This window comes from Nocardia sp. NPDC058519 (genome assembly GCF_042719755.1).
GTDB lineage: Bacteria > Actinomycetota > Actinomycetes > Mycobacteriales > Mycobacteriaceae > Nocardia.
Map to the genome: position 1 here is coordinate 1 of NZ_JBHXNK010000007.1, position 21,463 is coordinate 21,463.

The 21,463-nt window shown below is 64.2% G+C and carries 19 protein-coding genes and 1 pseudogene; 7 read left to right on the plus strand and 13 right to left on the minus strand.

Annotation, left to right across the window (positions count from 1 at the left end):
• Window positions 1-50: 50 nt before the first annotated feature.
• The 3 genes from ACFWPK_RS10420 to ACFWPK_RS10430 form a co-directional block, all read right to left on the minus strand.
• Window positions 51-275 (minus strand): hypothetical protein, encoded by a 225-nt coding sequence (locus tag ACFWPK_RS10420; RefSeq protein WP_378914330.1) that lies wholly within the window; start codon window positions 273-275, stop codon window positions 51-53.
• A gap of 67 nt (window positions 276-342) precedes the next feature.
• Window positions 343-621 carry a hypothetical protein gene (locus ACFWPK_RS10425; protein ID WP_378914331.1) on the minus strand — a complete coding sequence of 93 codons (279 nt, stop codon included), beginning with the start codon at window positions 619-621 and terminating at the stop codon, window positions 343-345.
• A 65-nt stretch (window positions 622-686) separates the two neighbouring features.
• Entirely contained in the window at window positions 687-1,928 is a 1,242-nt protein-coding gene (locus ACFWPK_RS10430; RefSeq protein ID WP_378914332.1) for an oxygenase MpaB family protein, read from the minus strand.
• Between the two features lie 631 nt (window positions 1,929-2,559).
• On the opposite strand from ACFWPK_RS10430, the gene ACFWPK_RS10435 reads away from it, so the two are divergent.
• Window positions 2,560-3,315 carry an SDR family NAD(P)-dependent oxidoreductase gene (locus ACFWPK_RS10435; RefSeq protein WP_378914333.1) on the plus strand — a complete coding sequence of 252 codons (756 nt, stop codon included), beginning with the start codon at window positions 2,560-2,562 and terminating at the stop codon, window positions 3,313-3,315.
• A 49-nt stretch (window positions 3,316-3,364) separates the two neighbouring features.
• On the opposite strand, the gene ACFWPK_RS10440 is transcribed toward ACFWPK_RS10435, so the two are convergent.
• Together ACFWPK_RS10440 and ACFWPK_RS10445 are read right to left on the minus strand one after the other, a co-directional pair.
• On the minus strand, window positions 3,365-5,209 hold the full coding sequence (locus ACFWPK_RS10440; protein ID WP_378914334.1) for an AMP-dependent synthetase/ligase: 1,845 nt from the start codon (window positions 5,207-5,209) through the stop codon (window positions 3,365-3,367).
• Between the two features lie 13 nt (window positions 5,210-5,222).
• Window positions 5,223-6,080, minus strand: a complete 858-nt coding sequence (locus tag ACFWPK_RS10445) for an oxygenase MpaB family protein (RefSeq protein WP_378914335.1) — start codon at window positions 6,078-6,080, stop codon at window positions 5,223-5,225.
• A gap of 197 nt (window positions 6,081-6,277) precedes the next feature.
• Here ACFWPK_RS10445 and ACFWPK_RS10450 point away from each other — a divergent pair, with 197 nt between their 5' ends.
• Window positions 6,278-7,924 carry an acyl-CoA synthetase gene (locus ACFWPK_RS10450; RefSeq protein WP_378914336.1) on the plus strand — a complete coding sequence of 549 codons (1,647 nt, stop codon included), beginning with the start codon at window positions 6,278-6,280 and terminating at the stop codon, window positions 7,922-7,924.
• 41 nt (window positions 7,925-7,965) lie between these two features.
• Here the strand turns inward: ACFWPK_RS10450 and ACFWPK_RS10455 are convergent, their stop codons facing one another.
• Complete coding sequence (locus ACFWPK_RS10455) at window positions 7,966-8,406, minus strand: group 1 truncated hemoglobin (RefSeq protein ID WP_378914337.1); 441 nt, start codon at window positions 8,404-8,406, stop codon at window positions 7,966-7,968.
• A 500-nt stretch (window positions 8,407-8,906) separates the two neighbouring features.
• Here ACFWPK_RS10455 and ACFWPK_RS10460 point away from each other — a divergent pair, with 500 nt between their 5' ends.
• From ACFWPK_RS10460 to ACFWPK_RS10470, 3 genes and pseudogenes are all read left to right on the plus strand, one after another.
• A complete protein-coding gene (locus ACFWPK_RS10460; RefSeq protein ID WP_378914338.1) occupies window positions 8,907-9,962 on the plus strand; it encodes a PucR family transcriptional regulator in 1,056 nt (351 codons plus the stop codon).
• A 143-nt stretch (window positions 9,963-10,105) separates the two neighbouring features.
• Window positions 10,106-10,369, plus strand: a complete 264-nt coding sequence (gene tatA / locus ACFWPK_RS10465; RefSeq protein WP_378914339.1) for a Sec-independent protein translocase subunit TatA — start codon at window positions 10,106-10,108, stop codon at window positions 10,367-10,369.
• Between the two features lie 88 nt (window positions 10,370-10,457).
• Window positions 10,458-11,139, plus strand: a pseudogene (locus tag ACFWPK_RS10470) (twin-arginine translocase subunit TatC).
• Window positions 11,140-11,202: 63 nt separating this feature from the next.
• On the opposite strand, the gene tatB reads toward ACFWPK_RS10470, so the two are convergent.
• From tatB to ACFWPK_RS10495, 5 genes are all read right to left on the minus strand, one after another.
• Window positions 11,203-11,613 carry a Sec-independent protein translocase protein TatB gene (gene tatB / locus ACFWPK_RS10475; protein ID WP_378914340.1) on the minus strand — a complete coding sequence of 137 codons (411 nt, stop codon included), beginning with the start codon at window positions 11,611-11,613 and terminating at the stop codon, window positions 11,203-11,205.
• Between the two features lie 17 nt (window positions 11,614-11,630).
• Complete coding sequence (locus tag ACFWPK_RS10480) at window positions 11,631-12,809, minus strand: PucR family transcriptional regulator (protein ID WP_378914341.1); 1,179 nt, start codon at window positions 12,807-12,809, stop codon at window positions 11,631-11,633.
• Window positions 12,810-13,188: 379 nt separating this feature from the next.
• Entirely contained in the window at window positions 13,189-14,766 is a 1,578-nt protein-coding gene (gene fadD5 / locus ACFWPK_RS10485; protein WP_378914342.1) for a fatty-acid--CoA ligase FadD5, read from the minus strand.
• Between the two features lie 28 nt (window positions 14,767-14,794).
• A complete protein-coding gene (locus ACFWPK_RS10490; protein ID WP_378914343.1) occupies window positions 14,795-15,601 on the minus strand; it encodes an enoyl-CoA hydratase-related protein in 807 nt (268 codons plus the stop codon).
• Window positions 15,598-16,584: an NAD(P)H-dependent flavin oxidoreductase gene (locus ACFWPK_RS10495; protein WP_378914344.1), complete on the minus strand. Its 987-nt coding sequence runs from the start codon at window positions 16,582-16,584 to the stop codon at window positions 15,598-15,600. The genes ACFWPK_RS10490 and ACFWPK_RS10495 overlap by 4 nt, the downstream gene beginning before the upstream one ends.
• Before the next feature lie 234 nt (window positions 16,585-16,818).
• Between ACFWPK_RS10495 and ACFWPK_RS10500 the strand changes: the two genes are divergently transcribed.
• Window positions 16,819-18,327 carry an aldehyde dehydrogenase family protein gene (locus tag ACFWPK_RS10500; RefSeq protein ID WP_378914345.1) on the plus strand — a complete coding sequence of 503 codons (1,509 nt, stop codon included), beginning with the start codon at window positions 16,819-16,821 and terminating at the stop codon, window positions 18,325-18,327.
• A gap of 35 nt (window positions 18,328-18,362) precedes the next feature.
• Complete coding sequence (locus ACFWPK_RS10505; RefSeq protein WP_378914346.1) at window positions 18,363-19,508, plus strand: acyl-CoA dehydrogenase family protein; 1,146 nt, start codon at window positions 18,363-18,365, stop codon at window positions 19,506-19,508.
• Between the two features lie 75 nt (window positions 19,509-19,583).
• Here ACFWPK_RS10505 and ACFWPK_RS10510 read toward each other — a convergent pair whose 3' ends face one another.
• Both ACFWPK_RS10510 and ACFWPK_RS10515 read right to left on the minus strand, forming a co-directional pair.
• Window positions 19,584-20,873: a TetR/AcrR family transcriptional regulator gene (locus ACFWPK_RS10510; RefSeq protein ID WP_378914347.1), complete on the minus strand. Its 1,290-nt coding sequence runs from the start codon at window positions 20,871-20,873 to the stop codon at window positions 19,584-19,586.
• Between the two features lie 41 nt (window positions 20,874-20,914).
• Entirely contained in the window at window positions 20,915-21,463 is a 549-nt protein-coding gene (locus ACFWPK_RS10515; RefSeq protein WP_378914348.1) for a hypothetical protein, read from the minus strand.

Below are 21,463 nucleotides of genomic sequence, written 5' to 3' on the forward strand. Positions count from 1 at the left end.
GCTCGCGCCCGATGCGCCGAACCTATGTCTGCGGCATCATGTCGGTGTCGTCAATCCGGCTGATCGAACCGGCGCCGGTCGGTCATCGTGGTCAGTTCGACCGGCCCGGTCCAACCGCAGGGTGACTCGCACATGCCGGTCACCATCGCGGTGGTCGATCCGTCGCTGTAGTAGACGGTGTGCGTGCTGGCCCGCGCCGGATAGCCGCAAGACGGGCACTTCCCGAAGTAGTCGAGCACCTCGCGAATCCCGGACGCCGAGACCGGTTTCGGCATCCATGGCGGTGCTTCTGCGCGTGCGACTGAACTGTCTCGCATTGTCGGTTCTCGAGAAAGGAGCTTTTCAGTAGTGCTTGGCTCCCGGCGTGCACGGGCTCGCCGAACCTGTCGCTGTCGCCAGATCGCAGACGCCACCGGTCAGGATTTGAAACGGAGTGACGCCGAGCAGGACGATCAATCCGATGATGTCACCTTGCCCGGCCAGTAGCGCGGCCGAGTTCGCCGCGGCAGAGCCCGCGTCGGCTGCCGATGAGCCTGTCTCGGCTACCGCCGTGCCCGCCGCGGCTCCGACGAGGCTTGCTACCGCGACCGAGGCTGCGGCGATACGAAGGGTGTTGCGCATTTCGTGCTCCTTGCTGGGGAGTGGGAACTCCCTGAAGTTGGGTTGGTGCGGAATTCGCCGACAGATCAGCGCGGTGGCTTGCTCATATCGCGGTTCATCGTCGGGAGTTCGATGCTGATCGGCAGGCGCAGTTCGGCCAGATAGATCAGGGCGGCCTTGCGCAGGAATTCGTCGAGGAGCCAGTAGGGGTCCTCGAGCGGCGGGACCACGGTGAGCAGTCCTTCACGCACGGCGATGAACGGACCCCAAGCGACTTGGAGCAGGGGATCCCAGACCGGTTCCCGCGGAATCGAGAGCCCGTCAGCGATCTTGTCGCCGAGCAGGAAACGAGTGAATGCGCCGAGTACCGGCTTACTCAGAATCGACAGATCGATGTTGGCGCCCAGGCTGAGGAGCCGATCCGCCAGCTTGGCGCCCTCCGGCGTCGGCGCGATGATGGGATCGAGGATCTGCGCCGCTTGGGAATTGGCGTCGGGCCATGACTTGGGGATGTATTCGTCGCGTACGCCCAGCAGGTGCCCGGCGACCTGCCAGGAGTGCAGGAAAGCCTCCGATTCGTGTGCCGGAATCGGCACTTTCCAAGAATTGAGGTGCTTCATCACGGTCGTCGGCAGGCTGTGCCAGGTGACCATGATGTCGTTCTGACTGATCGGGATGTCCTCCTCCGCGGAGTGCACCCAGTGCGGGGACTGCGGCAACAGGTGACGCACCGCCGCGTGCACCAGTCGGGTTTTGACGCAGGTGACGATCATTTCCCCGTCGGCGGCATAGGCATTCGCGCTACCGATGTCATAACCGAGTTTCGCTGTTTTTGTGATGCGGTCTTTGAGATCGTGGCCGCCCTTGGAGTAATAGACCGCGCGCGCCTCTTTCGGGATGACGGTGCTCATCATGCCGCTGGCGAATCCGTACAGGACACCGAGATACAGTCCGCGCTTCTTGTTGAACGCGATCGCGGTATCCAACTTGCCTTGGTCGGTCCACTGCGGCAGTCGGCGCGCGTACTCCATGAAGTCGCGCAACTCCGAGGGCAAGCCGGCGGGCAGTGCCTGACCGTTCTTGGTCCAGGTCCGCAACTGTTCGTTGATCTTGGGGACTTCGCCGCGATCGATGAGTCCGGCGACGAGCTCGTCGGCTTCGGGATCCCATACCGTCAACGGGTCGGCACCGGATCCGGATCCGGCCACCGATCCTTCTGGCGACCACGTCCACGGGGCTGCCCGTGCGGTCGCACCCAATCCGATGGTGCCGACAACGCCGAGCATTCCGCCGGCCTTCAGCGCATTACGCCTATTGAGTCCATCCATGACATTACTCCTCATTGAGCACGATCAGACTCCCAGGCAGCAGCGCGAGCACTCGATTCGCTCACTGGAACAGCCTAGAATAGTGAGTAACTTAACAGGGGGGGAGCGCTGTGTCCACGTTATGCGGATCGGCGCTTGATTGCGGTTCGGGCTCGAGGGGTGAGGCGCGGTGTGAAGTATTGAGTAGGAGCCTCTGACCTGTGGACTCTTCCGATCTCGCTGGGCGTATACCGGGCTCGGGTACGGTCGGGCCGGTCACCGGCCAAAGGGTCGATGTTGCAGGGATAGTGAGTAACTTGGATAGACAGTGTGGCGTGGAGCCGGGCCGCTGACTCCGGTCGGCGGGTGTCGAGTCCTGTTGTCTCGGGCCGATGCTGAAGAGAAACAGCACTGTATAGGGGTGTGTACTTGTGACAGGTTGGGTCCTGGGTTGGTTCCCTGTATGGCCGATCCGCCGGAGAGCGCGAGGCGACGAAGGAAACTATCAGGAATTACGACTAACTTAGTGGCAAAAGTGCAACGATACGCCGCGCATTTCGAATCTCGGGCGTCCCGGCCGGATGTACGAGAATCATGATTAACTTGTGAGACTTGTCGCCGACCGTCGGCGGCAGCGAGTGAGGAGTCACAAATGTCCGCAGCGATGACGGATCGGCGTTGTGCCCTGATCACCGGTGGTTCGCGAGGAATCGGTGCGGAGGTCGCACGGCGCCTGGCCGAACTCGGCTACGACCTCACGCTCGCTGCTCGCGACAAGGCGGTCCTGGACAGCATTGCCGGAGAGCTGCGCCTCGACCACGGTGTCGACGTGGAGACGGTGATCGCGAACATGAACGATCCCGACCAGTTGCTGCAGCTCGCCGATACTCACGCCGACCGGTTCGGTCGTCTGGACGTCTTGGTGCACTGCGCCGGCACCGGCACCGCCGGTCCGGTAGCGACGATGAGCACCGCCGGCTACCACCGCATGTTCGACATCAACGTTCGCGGCCCCCTGACCCTTGTGCAGCACTGCCTGCCATTGCTGCGCAAGACGGCGAAGGACAACCCCGGCGCAGGTGCGAAAATTGTTGCGCTGGCGTCGATCACCGGTGTCGCGGGCGAGCCGGGCTTGGCCGCCTACGGGGCGTCGAAAGCCGCGTTGGTGTCACTCTGCGAAACCATCTCGCTGGAGGAATCCGCGAACGGCGTCAGCGCGACAGCGATCTCACCCGGCTATGTCGACACCGATATGACTGCGTGGAAACGCGCGGAACTCGACCGCGCGGCGATGCTCACCACCGGCGATATCGCTGAACTGGTGCTGGCCATCACTCGGCTCTCCGCGAACGCCGTCGTCCCCAATATCGTCGTATCCCGGTCCGGGAGCCAGCTGTGGCGAGCATGATCGACCGCCCATCGCCTGTTGGGTCCGAGGGAACGAGCGCGGTTCGGACTCATGGCGGTGGTGCTACCTCTATGGCCTTGCTCGGTAGCAAGGAATGGTAGAGCGACTCGATTTCCGTGGCGTAGTTCTGCTCGATCGCGCGACGGCGAAGGCTCGATTTGGGAGTAACCTCCGCACTACCGGTCCGCCAGACATGGTCCAGCAATACGAATCGCCGGACTTGCTCGGGCCCCGATACTGTGGAATTCGCAGCGCGAACGGCCTCGGATACCGCTTCGCGAACTCCGGGTCTCTCGCAGAGAACATCAAGCGTTGCCGGCTCGACCTGCGCCAGTCGGGCATCGGCGGCGATAGCCTCTTCGTCCAGCGTGATCAGCGCTGTCAGATATGGCCGCTGCTCACCGATCACCATCACATGGCCGATCAGGAAAGACGCGGCGGCGATGGCATTTTCGATGATGGCCGGAGAAATATTGTCGCCCTCATCGGTGATGATCATCTCGCTCTTGCGCCCGACGATGCGCAATCCGCCCTCGGCATCGATCTCTCCGAGGTCCCCCGTGCGCAACCAGCCCCCGGCATCGATGGCTCGGTGGGTGTTCGCCAGGTCCTGATGGTATCCGCCCATGACGGTCGGTCCGCGCACGAATATCTCGCCATCGGTACCGAGTCGCATTTCGATGCCGGGCAACGGTGTCCCGACCGAGCTTGCCGGCAGAGTGGCCGACGAAGTCGTGGTGCAGACACCGGTGGCCTCGGTGAGCCCCCAGACCTGGGTCAAGGGGATTCCGAGCGCGTGAAAGAACTGGATCGTGTCCCGGGACAACGGCGCGGCACCCGAAACCGCGAAACGGACGGCATCCATGCCCGCTGCCCGTCGAACCGGACGCAGCACGAACCGATCGGCCAATCGGGACCGAATTCGCAGCCCTGGACCGGGTCGGCTTCCTTCGATGCGCGAGGTCGCTGACCGCTGCCCAACAGTCAGCGCCCAACGGCTGATCTTTCGGACTGTCGCGCTCGGATGAGCGTCGATTCCACCCTCTATCGCGGATTTGGTCTTCTGCCACACCTGCGGAACCCCGAACACGATCGTAGGTCGCGTGTCGGACATCGCCTCTGCCAAGCGTGTGGGGTCATCGAGGGTCGTGACCTGAACACCACGGACCATCGCGCCGTAGTGAGCGGTGACCCGGTCCGAGATATGGGCGGCCGGCAGGTACGACAGGATCCGATCCTGAGGACCTACGGGCAGATGTCCGGCGAGCCCTGTCAGTTGGGCAAGTACGTTGGCATGCGTCAACTCCACACCTTTCGGTGAGCCGGTCGTACCGGAGGTGTAGCTGATCGTCGCGAGGTCGTCAGGTCGGACGTCGCGCCAGACCGACTCGAAAATATGCGCCTTCGCTGTCATTCCGGCGAGTCGTTCCAGCGACAGCGTTCCGCGTATCGGGCTGTCGACGCAGACGATGACCTCGAATGTCACCCCTGCTCGCCGGAGCGCGGGCAGGAACCGGCTCTCGGTGACGATGATCCGGTTTTCGGCATTGGCACACACTTCGGCGATCTGCTGGGGAGCCATCGTTTTGTAGATCGAGAACGGCGTGGCGCCCACATGCAGAGCGGCCGCGTCGACCAAGTGGAATTCCGGCCTGTTCGCCAACAGCAGGCCGATCGTCTCACCCTTCTCGACCGACAGTTCGAGCAGGCCGCACGCGATGTCACGCACAGCGTCTCCATATTGCCGCCAGGAGAACTGAGCTGTTCGGTCGTGACTCCGCAACGCTGTGGCATCCCCTCCCAGCGATACCGTCGCTTGGAATGCCTCGGGCAGAGTGACAACGAAATCGCCGCAGCGATGAGGGAAAGCGACCGAGGATCTGGCCCGATGCAACGTTTGCCTCTGCTCAGATCAGATTCTTGCCCTGAGATCGACGCTCACGCATGTCGTCCAGGTAGCGCTCGAAGGGCTGAGCTCGCCAAGCGTCCGGCAGCACCTCGAGCAGCCGGCCGAGCGTGCGCATCACGATTTCGAACACGCGCTGCCTGCGTGGGCTCCATGGCAGGCCCAACTCGTCGCGGAACCGCTGTGGCAGAAACCCAGTGGTGAAGAAGCGATTCGCCCGACCGAACGCCACGCGGACGCCCCGACGCCATGCCGCCAACTCGACCACGTAGTTGAGCAGGTAGGTGCGGACTTCGTCGTCGAAGGACAGATCGCCGAGCATCGAGTCCCAGTACCGGTCGAAGGCCGCGCGGTCGGCCGGCCACAGTTCGGCCGGCATCTGCAGCGTTGTCCCGAACCTGGCGGCATCGCGATACATCTCGTCGGCATCCTGCTCGTTCATCCCGCCGAAGAGCAGGTTCACCGTATCCAGGACGCCTCGATACAGGCAGGCGGCTACCCACAGTTGCAGCTGGGGGTCGAAGGCGTTGTACCGAACAGGACTGTGCGGTCCCGAGCGCACCTGACGGTGCGCGGTGCCCACCGCGGCACGGTATGCCGCCTGATCCTCGTCGGTTCCGATCATCGCCACAGCGAGGTAGGTGAGCGTGGTCCGGCCGCGCTTGGCCGGCCGTGTCGCGTAGCTGCCCGATTCGACGACGCTTTCCACTACGCCGCGCCCCACCGGCGGCAGGCTCAGCTGCATGATCACGTTCGCCGGGCCGCCCAGCAACGCGCCGACACCGTTGAGGTAGCGGTGTCGGCGCGCGATGTCGTCGGAGACATCGTGCGGCCGACCAGCTCTTGCTGAACGGGTCATGACCGACCTCCGGTTCGAAAGAATGAGAGATTCATGCACTCATGTTCTCACCAGAGGTTGGACCTCCACAATGCTTTTCGGCACTTTCGGTCGGATTAAGTTACTAATGGTTCCTGGACGGTCTACGATCGTCATCGGCCGTCGGTGCCTGGATTCCGATCGCTTGTCCCGAGTACTCGAACCCTTCGGAGGTGTCCATGCCGGCGATCCCGAGCATGCCTGCGGCCCTGGTCAGAACGATGGCTGACGGCTTGTCCGCCGTCGGAGTCCTGCGCAGAAGGGGTGCGATCGAACTGCAGCACCCGGTGGAGCTGCTGCGAACCGTCAGGGATGCGACAGTGCTCGGTCCTGTCGCCACCGCGTTCGCGCACGCGGCTCGCCGCGACGGTGCCGCCACGGCCATTGTCGACGGGCAGGGGCCACTGACCTTCGCGGAGCTCGATCGCATGTCGAACGCGGTGGCCAACGGCCTTGCCGCGCGGGGGATCACGAGTGGCACCGTGCTGGGCGCACTGTGTCGGGACCATCGGGGGATGGTCTTGTCGCTTCTCGCCGCGGGCAAGCTGGGTGCGCGAATCGTGTTGCTCAATACGGGAATGGCAGGCCCGCAGTTGGTGTCGGTGGCCGAGCGCGAAAACGTGGGTGCGATCCTGCTCGACGCCGAGTTCCTCCACCGCTTCGAGGATCTTCCCAATAAGTTACCAATGATTCTGACCGTGGATGACGGCTGGGTGAACCACGGGCAGCCCACGCTGGACGATGTCCGAGCGGGCCGGCCCACCCGACCGCCGACGAGTCCCACACAGCCCGGCGGGATCGTGGTACTCACCAGCGGTACGACCGGAACGCCGAAAGGTGCACCGCGAGGCAAAGTGTCGCCCTTGCAATCGGCGCAGTTCCTCGACCGGATCCCCTTGCCGAAGGCGGGTATGACTGTGCTCGCGGCACCGGCGTTCCACGGCGCCGGTCTCTCGCAGCTGATTCTCGGTTGGGCGCTCGGAAGCACGATCATCTTGCAGCAGCGCAAATTCGACCCACGCCGCACGCTGGCCGATATCGAACGCCATCGCGCGAGCACACTGGTCCTGGTACCGACGATGTTGCAGCGCATCGTCGATCTGGGCGAGTCCGTGCTGGCCGAATACGACACCTCCTCGCTGAAGGTGATCTTCGCGGCCGGATCCGCCATTTCGCCCGACCTGAGCAGGCGCACCGCGCTGGCGTTCGGTGAGGTGCTCTACAACCTGTATGCCTCGACGGAGGTCGCGGTGGCAGCCGTCGCCACGCCCGGCGATATGCGGGAAGCGCCTGGCACCGTGGGCCGTCCACCCGTGGGCTGTCGGGTCGCGATCTACGATGACGACCGCCGTCGGATCACCGAACCGGGCGTGGTCGGCACCATCTTCGTTGCCAGCGCACTGAGTTTCGGCGGCTATACCGACGGCACCGGTAAGGAGATCGTCGACGGAATGCAGTCCAGTGGCGATGTCGGCCATTTCGATTCGGCGGGAAGACTGTTCATCGATGGTCGCGACGACGACATGATCGTCTCCGGCGGGGAGAACGTCTTTCCACTCGAGGTCGAAAACCTGCTCGTAGAACGACCGGACATCCTCGAGGCGGCGGTTGTGGGGGTAGACGATCGCGACTTCGGAAAACGCCTGCGCGCGTTCGTCGTGCCCGCACCCGGTGCGTCGTGCGACGCACAGCAGGTAAAGGATTACGTGAAAGCGACCCTCGCGCGACACAAGGTCCCGCGGGATGTGGTGTTCGTAGACGAGTTGCCACGCAATGCCACTGGCAAACTGCTTCGTCGCAAGCTCGAGAGCATCGATCCGCAGTGAGATCCGGGCCGCGTCTTCCTCTGTGTGCGTCCACCCGTGGTTCACGGCGGGGTGGGTGACTGCCGAGACGTGGCGATGTCACCGACCAGCGGTGCGACCGCACTGATCACGTGGTCTGTCAGTTCTCGATCGAGCCCGGCTGCGATGAGCGCATCGGTGAGATGGCCTGCGACCAGGCTGAAATGGCCTACGGTGATGCCGCGGCCTCGATGAACGGTTCGCATGGATGCGCCGACGTAGGGCACGGGTCCGCCGAGTAGCGCAGCGAAGAATTCGACCTGCCGACCCTTCATGCGGGTGAGGTCGGTGCCGGCGAAGAACGGCGACAACAGCTCATCGGCGAGGACGCGTCGGTAGAGGTCGTCGACGACCGTCTCCACGGCATCGTGACCGCCGATCCGCTCGTAGAGCGGCGGGCTTTCACGCGATGCATCGGCATCGTTGTCGGATGCAGACGTGCTGCGTCGATCCGGTTCGTCCATGGTGGGAGTCCTCGTTTCGCGAACGTCACCTAAAGGTGGTCGGTGACAGTTGCCGGAGGCACCCGGCTGCTATGAATTGGCAGTAACTTATTTCCGATGAGCCGGCCTGTCTCGGGTTTGAAGCAGTTTGTTCGGAGAGCCTCGCGTTGCAGTTTGCCTGACTTTGGCCTGGCTATACGCAGTTCAGTTGGCTGAGTTGAGGCCGCCACCAGCGTCGGGGTGCGCGAGGGGGGTGCGCACGGTGGACGATTGTCGACAAACATCGGCCTCAATTTGTTGGAATAGGCATTAACATAACCTTGTGTTGGTGTCTCAGGCATGGGAGACTGCTTGCCAGCCATCGCCGCCGAGAGGCGACGTTGAACGCAGTGAGGAAGTCAAAGATGACTACCGACTTTTCACCCCGAATCGATTCTGCGCGGCCCCGTGTGGCCACGGCGGAGTCCTCCATCAGAGTCCGGGCACTCGCCGACGAGTTGGTCTCCCGAATGCTCGAGAGCATGGCTACGCGCCCCGGTGGCGTCAACGGCGGTGTCCTGGCCACACTTCCGGCCCGTGGACGCGGCGATACCGTTCGACATCGCATCGCTGGGTCGACACGGGCGCGTGCCGAGGTGCCCGGCGAAGTGATCGATCAGGCGATCGATCAGGGATTCACCACGAGTCTGGAGCGGATCGCGTCGGGCGTGGTCGGCACCGAAGAGCAGAAGCTCACGGTCGTGCGCCAACTGGCGAACGAAATGCTCGACAGCGTGACGGCGGCGATATCACTCGCGTACACCGACCATCTCGAGGCCGAGGTCGTCGAGGATCAACGGGTGCGGAACGCCTTGGCGGTTGCGTTGCTCGCAGGGCGGGAAACGTCGACGGTGACGCGGTGCAGTGGTTTCGAGGTCGCCGCGAGCTATTCCGTGCTGGCGGTACATTTTCCATCCGGACCTGACGACAGGTCCGACACATTTGTTACGCAGATGGATGTCCGGCGGATGATCCGAAATATCCGGGCGGCCCTGGATCGCCATGGTTCGGTGCGTGCGTTGTCGCGGCTCGATGTGCGCGGTGGTGTCATACTCATTCCGTCGGCTGAAACGCGGGACCTCGACACGTTGTTGGCTGTGCTCTCCGCGGCGGCAGGCGTCGATGTGACCGCGACCTGCGCGGAGGCGCCGCCTGCGAAAGTTCCGGAAACCGTTGATCAGCTGTGCGAACTCTTGGATCTCGTCCAGAGAATTCAGCGCCCACCTGGCCTGTTCCGTTTCGCTGATCTGGCGGTCGAATATCAGCTGACCAGGCCATCTGCCGTGCGCAGGCATCTCGATGCGATTCTGAACCCACTCGACGATCATCCGATCCTGATGGAAACCTTGTGCACGCACCTCGAAAACAATCTGAACCGTCGCCGAACCGCGCGACAGCTCAGTGTTCATATGAACACCATCGATTACCGGCTGAAAAGTATCCGCAAACTGACGGGCTTCGATCCTTCATCGGCCGATGGGCTCTGGTATCTGCAATCGGCGCTGGTCGTGCGTAAGGCGAACTACCAGGAGAAATAGTGCAGGCCGCACTGTCATCGTGCGACAGGCATCGAGTTCGGCACGGCAACGCCTGGCCAGATTCCTGCGCTCGCGTGGAATGCGATGTGAGTCGGCAGTTTTGCGTCGGTTCCCAGTCCAGTATGTCGATATAGGAGGTAATGATGGGTCAGTTCAGCGCCTGGCATTGGTTGATAGTCGCAGCTGTCTTCGTGCTGTTCTTCGGTGCGAAGCGTATGCCGGATGCCGCTCGCGGGCTGGGGCGTTCGCTACGGATCTTCAAGAGCGAGGTGAGTCGAATGCAGTCCGACGACGCAGACGCGGCGAACGAGCGGTCGGCCCGCGAGAACGTAGGGCTGCCCGCAACGGCGCAAGCACCGGCGACGCCCTTCGCCGAACCGGTAGTTCGCCCGACGAAGACGCTCTGAGCGTTGTGCCGGTACCGAAGTGGGCGACTGCTCACTTCGGTACCCCGCTGTCGTCGACCGAGCCGAGAACGCAAAAGGCCCTACCACCATGCGAATGTCGATCGACTCGCTCCGCGCCAAGCGCCGGGCCAATCCTGACGGCACGATGTCACTGGTCCAACATCTCCAAGAGTTGCGTGCCAGGCTGCTGATCTCGATGGCCGCTGTCGCGGTCACGACTGCGCTCGGCGTCTATTGGTACGCGCATGCAGTTCTCGGAATCCAGAGCCTGGGTGATGTGTTGCTCGGGCCGTACGGCAGGCGCGGTACTCGCGTATTTCGTTGTCGCACACGCGTTGAGCTTCCTGCTCGAAATCGGCAACGAGGCGCAGATCACCGCGTTGAGCGGGTCGGAGTACTTCGGCCTGATCATCCAGTTGCTGATCATCTTCGGTGTCAGCTTCGAGACGCCGGTGATCATCATCGGATTGAACGTGATCGGCGTGCTCACCTACGCGCGGCTGCGGGCATGGCGGCGCGGAATGATCTTCGGTCTCTTCGTCTTCGCCGCGGTTGTCACGCCGCAGGATCCGATTTCGATGCTGGTTCTGGCTGTCGCGTTGACTGTGCTGTTCGAAATCGCGGTGCAGTTCGCTCGAATCAATGACAAGCGCCGCCGCAGGCGCGACGTGGCCGACGGCGATGGTCTGCTCGACGACGAGACGGCTTCGGACCTGAGTGCGCCCGATCCGCTGATCCCCGCTGAGCCGATCTCGCCACCGTCCGAGTAATGAACAGTCTCCCGAATGACCCTGCTGCCTCTCGACTCGGTACCCGGATGAGTGGCGAGCCTTTCAGGTGTAGTCGGTGGTCTGCCACCCGGGCGGCGCCGACGAGGCAGGTGGTTCGATCGCCGCGGGACCGGGAGCGGGCCCGTCGGCAACGTTGAGATCTTCGGTGGTGGGTAGTGCGTTCTCGATGTCACGCAGTATCGAATCATCGCCATCGAAAAGATGCTGGGTGACGAGCGATCGTGGGGACATGCCGCGCATCTTGTCGAGCTCGGCGAGAGGTTTGCGTAATTCCTCGAACTCCGGGCCGATTTCCTGTTTCAAGTGTGTTGTCGCGTCACCGGCGAAGTCGCGCAGTCGGCGCACGCTGGTGACTGTCCAGCGCAGTGCGCCCGGCAGCCGCTCCGGGCCGATGATGATGAGGGCGGCGACGACCAGAATGATCGTCTCGCTCCACCCGATGCTGCTGAACATCTCCGTAGGCTCCATCATTATCTGGGGTTGTCATCGCGGCATTCTCGTGCGACCATCGCCGACCGCAACTGCCACAGATCCGATGCCCGCGCCGGGTTGAGCCCGGTGAGCCGGGCAATTCGGCGAAGTCGGTAGTCGACGGTATTGGTGTGGATATTCAAGATCCGCGCGGTCTGCACCCGGTTCAGGTTGTTGGCGATGTGCACCCGCAAGGTCTTCCACAATTCGGGATACTCATCCAGCGGCGCCAGTAACTCACCGAGCAGGGAAAGACCAAGACCTGGCCGGGAAAGCTGGTACTCCAAGGCGAGTTGACCGAAACGATAGAGGCCCGGTGTGCATTCGAGTCGCTCGACGACATCGAGTATTTCGTGTGCGGTTTTCGCGGCTGACGCGACGTCGGCGGCGGGCGCGGTCACCACCGCTGCGACGAGATCGACGCGCGCCGCCTCCGCCAGCGCTGCGACCAGCGCGTCGAGTTCGTGCTCGGCGACCGCCTCGGTCGGGATGAGAACGGTCCCGCCGTCGATCGACAGCCGTGCCAGACCCTGCCCGTCGCTGTGTTGTGTCAGAGCTTTCCGCAACCTGTGCAGGTAGTGCAAGGCAATCCCCGCGTCCGGGTTCGCGCGCATCGCGATAGCGAGCACCGAGTACGTGTCAGCGATAGGTATGCCGCATGTGCGGGCTGTGGCGGGTGCCCATTGTTCGGCCAGCAGAGCGGAAGTGAGGGTCCGCTCGGCGTCCTGTCCGCATGTCGCTCCGCCGTGCTCGCCGATGTACGCGTGCGTAACTGTCATGCAGAGTTGATCGTTGATGGCCATGGCGATCTGGAATCCATCGATCACAGTCTCGCGGGTGCAATCCAGGTACTGGACGAACAACTGGCCGACAACGATCCGCACGCCTTCATGGAAACCGTGCAGGACGAGGTCGATGGGTACGCTGTCGCACGCCAATCCCGCGGCGATTATGGCGAGTTCTCCGAGTTCGTGTGTGACATCGCGTCCCTCCAGCATTCCTTGCGCGATCTCGAGGGATATCCGGGTGATCGCTACGATTCTCGATGCCATCGGCGTGCCGGGCGAAACATCGCACTGCGCCACATCGTCGATGAAATGGGTGACGAGTTGATCGGTCAACGATGCCACATCGTGCAGCGATGGCCGCCATTCGGCATTGTCGGAGGGGATTGTCATCGATGGTATCCCTTTCCGCGCCGACCAGACGCCGGAGCGGCTGGCTGCTCTAGAGCAAAGCGATGGGTGGAGCTGTGGCGAATTATCGGGCGCGGTGGGGGAGGTGGGTCCGCACGAGCGAACCGGCTACGTCGGCGGCCGCTCGTGCGGGTGCATCATGTTCCAATTCTCGATGCGGAATGAACAGTAACATCATTCGATGCGATGACTCCAAGGTGAGAATGCGCAGTCGAATTCAGCGATTAATCGACACAAATAACCGGCAATCTATTGTGATCGAATCAGTGACGGTGTGGGAGTTCATACAAATCGGCGGTGGTCTCCACGACTCGGCTGCCGAGGAGACCACCGCCGGAATTCGCAGCGGAATCGGGTTGACTCAGCTGGTGGCTGCGGGTGTCAAGCCCGTCGAGCCGTGCAGTTTGCGCAGTTCGTGCTTGACGACCTTGCCGCCCGCGTTGCGCGGCAGGGCGTCGACCACCACGAGGTCCTTCGGGTGCTTGTAGCGGGCGAGATGGGCGTTGAGGTGCGGTTCGAGGTCGGCGAGACCGATGTCATCGGCGTCCTCCACGGCCACGATCGCGACCGGGATTTCGCCCCATTTGTCGTCGACACGGCCGATCACCGCTGCCTCTCTGATCCGCGGGTGCGCGAACAGCACGTTCTCCACCTCGGCGCAGTAGATGTTCTCGCCGCCGGAGATGATCATGTCCTTCTTGCGGTCGACGACGTAGACGAAGCCTTCCTCGTCGAGGCGGACGAGATCACCGGAGTGGAACCAGCCGCCCGCGAACGCGTCGGCGGTCGCGCGCGGGTTGTTCCAGTACTCGCGCATCAAAGTCGGTCCGCGGTAGACGATTTCGCCGATCTCGCCCTGGGCGACGTCGTTCATCTCGTCGTCGACGACTCGGGTGGCGATGGTGGGGATCGGCTTGCCGACAGAGCCGAGCTTGCGGATCGCGTCCTCGCCGTCGAGGACACAGGTGATCGGCGACATCTCGGTCTGCCCGAAGACCGCCACGTTGAGCGCGTTCGGGAAGGTCTCCGCCATGGCGCGCAGCACGGTGTCGGAGGCCGGGGCAGCGCCCCAGCTGATCACCCGCAGCCGCAGATCACGCTGTGCGACAGTCGGATCGGCGCACACCACCTGCCACTGGGCGGGCACGAGGAACACCGAAGTCGCCCGCTCGCTCTCCCAGGCATCGAGCACTTCACCTGCGTCGAAGGCTTTGAGCGGATGGATCACCGTCAACGCACCGAGGACGAAACACGACGCGACGCTGCCCAAACCGGCGATGTGGAACAGCGGCGACGCGCAGAAGGCGATGTCGTCGGCGCTGTAGCGCATGGCGCGGATGCAGGTGAGCGCCTGCGAACTCATGTTCAGGTGGGTCAGGACCGCGCCCTTGGGGTTTCCGGTGGTACCGGAGGTGTACATGATCAGTGCGGCGGTGTCTTCGGCGATATCGCGTGGCTCGTGCGGTTCGCCGGTCTCGGCGATGAGATCCTCGTAGCCGACAGCGCCGTCGCCGCTCGGTGCGCCGACCACGATCCGAGTACTCAGGTCAGGGGACTGGACGGCTACCGCTGCGGCGAGGGGGGCGAGCACCGCGTCGGTGATGATCACCGTGGCGCCGCTGTCGGCGACCAGGAAGGCGATCTCGGGCGGAGTCAGCCGGAAGTTCACCGGCACCGCGATAGCGCCCAGCGTGTTGATCGCGAACACCGATTCGAGGTACTCGGTGTTGTTGAGCATCAGGATCATCACGCGGTCGCCGGGCTTGACGCCGCGGCGATCGAGCGCGTCGGACAACCGGCCCACCCGCCAGTGCAGTTCACCCCAGCTGGTGGTTTTGCCGAGGTAACGCAAGGCGGGAGCGTCCGGGATGGTGGTGGCATGGATCGCGATCTGGTTCATCCAGTGATTGCGGCGCGAGCGCAGGGGTTCTGTGGACATCGTCGTCTCCTCGAAGGCGCGGAAAGGGTTAGGCCGGTTCGGCGATCGGATGCACGGCGCCGGTGAAGTTCGGCGCGCGACGGGTCAGCATCGCGGTCATTCCTTCGAGGAAGTCCGCGGAGGTCAGCAGCTCGATCTGTCCGTCCTTCTCACGCGCGAGTGCTGCGTCGAGTTCGGTCAGCGTCGCCGCGTTGATGGCAGCTTTCGTCAGTTGCAGCGCGCGACGGGGACCCGCCGCGAGTTGGGCGGCGACGGCGTCGATCTGATCGTCGAGTGCGGCGGCGGGTACGCATCGGGTGATCAAGCCCGCCGCAGCGGCGTCGGCGGCGGGCAATCGAGCACCCAGCAGCGCCATTTCCGCGGCCCTGGCACGACCCATGGCGGCGGCGACGACCGCCGTTGCGCCGCCGTCGGGCATCAGGCCGATGGAGGTGAACGGCAGCAGCAGGTACGCGCTGTCGGCGGCGTAGACGAGATCGGCGGCCAGCGCGATCGAGGCGCCGACGCCGGCGGCGGGCCCGTTGACCCGCGCGATCACCGGAGTCGGTGCAGCGATGATCGCGCGGATCAGGGCGTTGGCGGTGTCCATCACGACCTGTGGTGAGGCCTCGTTGCCGCCCGCGGCGGCGGCCGCGGCCAGGTCGGCGCCGGTGCAGAACGCTTTGCCCGCACCGGTCAGCACGATCACCCGAACGGAAGGCCGGGCCGCGGCAGCGCTGATGAGATCGCCCAGTTCGGTCATCGCTTCGAGATCGATCGCGTTCAGCCGTGCTTGCCGGTCGATCGTCAGGCGCAGGACGCCACTTTCTTCCTTGACCAGAATGCTCTCGCTCATCGGGCCACCGTTTCGACGATCGACTCGGCCAGGCGACCTGCGATGAGCGTCTCGGCCTCGCGCACGATCCGCGCCACCAGGTCCGCGCAGGTGGGAATGTCGTGGATCAAGCCTTGGCACTGGCCGACACTCCAGATGCCCGCGTCGAGGTCGCCGTCCTCGTAGACCTTGCGGCCGCGAGCGCCTGCTACGAGTTCGCGCACATCGTCGAATGTGCCGCCACCGCGCTCGATCTCGACGACCTGGCGGCTGACGGCGTTGTCGGCGACTCTGGCAGTGTTGTTCAAGGTCCGGAAGATCAGCTTGGTGTCGAGTTCGGTGTTGGCGACGATCTGTTCCTTGACCACGTGCGCGATGGGCGACTCGACCGTGCACAGGAACCTGGTGCCCATGTTGACGCCGTCCGCGCCGAGCGCCATCGCGGCGACCAGCCCGCGAGCATCGGCGATGCCGCCGGAGGCGATCATCGGGATCTCGATCTCGCGAGCGGCGGCGGGAATCAGGACCAAGCCCGGTGTGTCGTTCTCGCCGGGATGACCGGCGCATTCGAAGCCGTCGATACTGACGGCGTCGACGCCGACCTGCTGAGCCTTGAGCGCGTGCTTGACGCTGGTGCACTTGTGCAGCACCTTGATGCCCGCGTCTTTGAGGTAGGGCAGGTGGGTCGCCGGGTTGCCGCCGGCGATCTCGACGATCGGGACGCCGCCGTCGATGATCGCCTGGCGGTACTCCGCGTAGGGCGGCGGTGTGATCGAAGGCAGGATCGTCAGATTCACGCCGAACGGTTTGTCGGTGAGATCCCTGGTCCGAGCGATTTCCTCGCGCAGTGCCTGGGGAGTCGGCTGGGTCAGACCGGTGATGATGCCGAGACCGCCTGCCTCTGAGACCGCGGCCGCGAGTTCGGCACGGCCGACCCACATCATCCCGCCCTGCACGATGGGGTGCTCGACACCGAATGCCTCGGTGAATCGGGTGCGCAGCATTGAGCCTCTCTCCGCTCGGGAGTTCTGCGCCGGTGGCAGGAAACCCATGGCCTCTTTGCATCCGGCGAGAATCGTGATTAACTTATTGAGAATGGGTGTTAACTTAACCGAGCTGGAGCATTCCTGTCAACGAACTCGGGCCGAGCGCGAAAACCGCTGGGTCCGCCCTGATCGATCCAGTGATCGGGTGTGCGGAGACGGGACCGATCCGATTCCTTTCGAAAGAAGTCGCCGATGACTGAATCCCTGGTCGCAGAGGCCGTCGACAAGCAGTTTCTCGAGACCCACCATCCTGTGACCGGTGCGGTTCTCGGCCGCTGGCCGATCGACGACGAGGCCGCCGTGGCCGACGCCGTCGCACGCGCTCGCGCGGCCGCACCGGGCTGGGCGGGACTGGGAGCCAAGGACAGAAAGGCCGCGCTGCGGCGCTGGGCGAAACATCTGATCGTCAACATCGACGAGTTCTGCGCCCTGATCCACCGGGAGAACGGCAAGCCGCTCGACGACGCGTTCCTCGAGGTGATCACCGCCGTCGAACACCTCGAATGGGCTGCGGGCAACGCGGGCAAGCTGCTGGCACCCCAGCGCGTGTTCCCCGGCCTGATGATGGCCAACCACGAGGCGGTGATCGAGTATCGACCGCTCGGTGTGGTCGGCGTGATCGGCCCCTGGAATTACCCGGTGTACACCCCCAACGGTTCGATCGCCTACGCACTGGCCGCGGGCAACACCGTGATCTTCAAGCCGAGCGAGTTCACCGCCGGAGTGGGACGCTGGTACGTCGAAGCCTTCGCCGCTGCCAATCCTGAACTGCCCGAAGGCATTCTGAGCGTGCTCACCGGCTACGGGGCGACCGGAGCTGCGCTGGTGACCTCTGGGGTGGATAAGATCGCGTTCACCGGCTCCACGGCTACCGGCGCGCGGATCATGGCCGCCGCAGCGCCGACGCTGACCCCGGTATTGCTCGAATGCGGCGGCAAGGACGCGGCAATCGTGGCCGAGGATGCCGACGTCGCCGCCGCGGCCGACGGCGTCGTGTGGAACGCGATGGCGAACGCCGGCCAGACCTGCGTCGGAACCGAGCGGTGCTATGTCGTGGCTTCGGTGCTCGACGAGTTCCTGGCGGAGGTTCGCAAGATCGTCAGTACGCTGGTGCCGGGATCCGACGAGTCGTCCTCCTACGGTCCGATGACCATGCCCGCCCAGATCGACGTGGTCTCCGCGCACATCGACGACGCGCTCGAGCGCGGTGCGACGGCTGTGTTCGGTGGTCGCGATTCGGTACGCGCGCCATTCGTCTCACCGGTGGTGTTGCTCGACGCGCCGGAGGATTCGGCCGCGGTCCGTGAGGAGACCTTCGGGCCGACCTTGACGGTGCGCGGGGTCGCCGATGTCGCGGAGGCGATCGCGCTGACCAACGCCTCGCGGTACGGGCTGGCCTCCTCGGTCTACTCGCGTAAGCGCGGCATGGAGATCGCGCGGCAACTGCGCGCCGGCGCGACCTCGGTGAACGCACCCGCTGCCTACGCCGCCATTCCCGCGCTGCCGTTCGGCGGCGTCGGCGAATCCGGCATCGGGCGCATCCACGGTGCGCAGGGGCTGCGCGAGTTCACTCGAACGCATTCGATCGCTCGTCAGCGGTTCGCCATCAATTCTGTCGCACTGCAGTCATTCGCACGGACAGCGTCGACGATGCGGCTCATCCGCCGCGTCACCACGATGCGTTACCGCGCCGGTAGCTGATCCTCAATCCAACGAAACAAGGGAGAAAAACCACTATGGGCGTCGAATTCAGCCCGGAACAGCAGGATTTCGCGGCAGCGGTCGCAGCGTTCGCCAAGCGTGAGGCGGGCACCCGGGAGAAGCGTGACGCGCTCACCGACCACGATGCCGAACAGCACAACGCGGGTGTCTACGGCAAGATGGCCGAACTGGGCTGGCTCGGCCTGACCGTGCCCGAGGAGTACGGCGGCTCCGACGCCACGATGGTCGACATGTGCATCCTGCTCGAAGAGAGCCTGCGCGGCATGCTGCCGATCGGTGCGATCGGGCCGACCCTCATCACCGGTGGTGCCTACGCCAAGTTCGGTACCGATGCCCAGAAGGACACGGTGTTGCGCGGCATCGTTCGTGGTGCGTCGCAGTCGATTTCGATGTCGGAACCGGAGGCGGGCTCCGACGTCGGCAACATCACCGCCAAAGCGGAGAAGACCAACGACGGCTGGCTGATCAACGGTCAGAAGACCTGGTGCTCCAACGCGCACATCTCGGAGAACATCCTGCTGGTCGTGCGCACCGATCGCAGTGGCGGCAAGCACGAGGGACTCACCATGTTCCATGTGCCCGCCGACACGCCGGGGCTCAAGATCAGCCCGATCGAGCTGATGGGCAACCAGAAGGAGACCAACGACCTGTACTTCACCGACTGTCTGCTCCCCGCGGACGCAGTGGTCGGCGAGGTGGGCAACGGCTGGCGTCAGCTGATGACCGGGTTGAACTTCGAACGGCTCATTCTGGCCGCGATGAGCCTCGGCGCTGCCGAGCGCGCCTTCGAGGACACGCTGCAGTTCATCAGTGAGCGCAAGCAGTTCGGTAGGCCGATCGGTTCCTTCCAGGCGCTCCGGCACCGGGTAGCCGACCTCGCGACCGAGATCGAGTGCACCAAACTGCTGGTCTACAGCGTGGCCGCCGCGGTCGACGCCGACCCGGCCAAGACCTTCGCGCGCGAAGCATCGATGGCCAAGCTCAAGGCCACCGAGACGTCCAAACAGGTCGCACTGGCCGGTATGCAGATGATGGGCGGGTACGGCTACGCCCGGGAGTTCGACATGGAAAAGCATGTCCGTGGGGCCCTGGTCTCCACGATCTTCGGCGGAACGAGCGAGATCCAGCGCGACATCATCGGTAAGACGTTCGGTCTCTGACACGGAGGGGAAAGGGGGCGTCCGACCGGTTTCGGTCGGACGCCCCCTTTATTGACGGCGCAGGTGGTTCGGTGCCTACCGCGGCAGGGGCTGACCGAGCAGAATAGTCTCCAGCAAACGGATCACAGTCTCCTGCGGACTGATTCCATGGTCGCCGAAGGTGCGCCCGAGGTCGACCACGAGGCTGAAGGCCGCGTGCACGAGGATTCGGGCCTCGCCGATGGACAGCTCCGGCCTCGCCTCCACCACCAACTTCGCCCATTCGGTGATGATCAACTGCTGTAGATGGCGCAGGGTCACCTGATCGGGTTGGTCGACATGGCTGAACTCGGCGTAGTAGACGAAGGTCAGCGCGCGCTCGGCGAACGAACCGGAGACATAGAGCTGGATCAGTGTGCCGAGCGCTTCGGCAGGAGTGTCCGCGGCGGCCATCGCGGGCGCGATCGCTCCCGATACCCGGTCGGCGGCGCGCCGGAACGCGGCTACCAACAGATCGCTCTTGCTGCGGTAGTAGCGGTACACCGCCGATGCGGCCGACAGATCCGCGGCGGCGGCGATATCCTCCATGCTGACATTCGGATAGCCGCGTTCGTGGAACAGCTCGACGGCCTTGCCCAGCAGCAGATCATGCTTGAACGGCTGCGGTTGCGCGCCCTTCGAACCGGCAGGCTTCGTGCGGTCCGGTCCGCTGAGATCAGCGTCGATCAACGTCCAGCTGGTCGTATGGAGCAGCCGGGCGAGAGCCTTCGCCGGTACGGTGGCGTGGTGGTCGCCGATGCTGCTGACCACAGCGAAGATCGAGACTGCGCGCACCGCCCGGTCTCGACCGTTCAACTCGGGTCTTACCTCGCCGATCAGCTTGCGCAGCGTGGTGATGGCCGCGGCGAATTGATCGGTGAACTCCTCGAGATCGACCGGCTCGAGATAGCGGCGCTCCCAGCGGGCCAGCGCCACGGTCGGCCGATTGGCAATGGTCAAGCCGATGACAGCGTCGAGCACATGATCGACGCGCTGGCGTGGCGTCCAGTCGACGGCCTCGCCGGGTAGCTCGACCGCGCCTACCGCAATCCCGGACAACCGCAGAAGTTCCTCCCGGAACAGCGCGTATTTGCTCGGAAAGTGCCGATACAGCGCGGTGGAACTGATATCGAGGCGTCGCGCGATGTCGTCCATGCTGACACCGTGGTATCCGTGCGCGCCGAAGGCGGCGGCCGATTCTGCCGCGATCTGGGCACGACGATTCTTCGGCCTGCGCCTGACTTGGCGAGTCGGCGCATCCGCGGGGGATTCGTCTGCCTGGCTGCTCGTCGTCTTACCCTTTGTTCCGCGCGGGGACAGTGAGTTCCCGATGATCTTGCCTGTCATGCTATCGCCTGGTGGCGCGAGGTCGATCCGCCGGACCGGGGTCATTGGGCGGGAGGCGAGGTCAACGGGGAGTTCACCTTCTCGACGAGCCAGCGGCCGTCGTCATTGTGCAAGTTGAACACCATCGACAGCTGACTCGGCTTGGCCTTGTGCTCGGTGCCCAGGCTGGAGATGGTCGTCCCGATCACCACGATCGCCTCGGCGGAATTCTCGTCGCCGGAGCGCAACGCGCACTGGGTGTCGGTGACCTTCGAGACGACCTCACCCTGGGTGAGGGCGTCGCGCAGCTCGGTGCTGGTGGATTCGAACTGCTTCTTCCAGTCACCCGTCGCACCCGCGAGGACAGCCTTGAAGTAGGTGTCGAGGCTCTTGCTGTCGTATTCGGCCAGTGCCGGCGCGTAGTGGCACGCGGCCTCGCGGGCCTGCTGTTGGGCCTCGAGGAGCTCGGTGCTGTTCTTGTTCTCCACGAACAGGAACACCGAGGTCGCCACCGAGATACCGAGGACGATCGCGGTGGCGCCGCGCAGGCCGAGGGTCTTGCGATCCATCGCCCACCACCTGGACTCGGCGGAGGTCGTCGCAGCGACCAT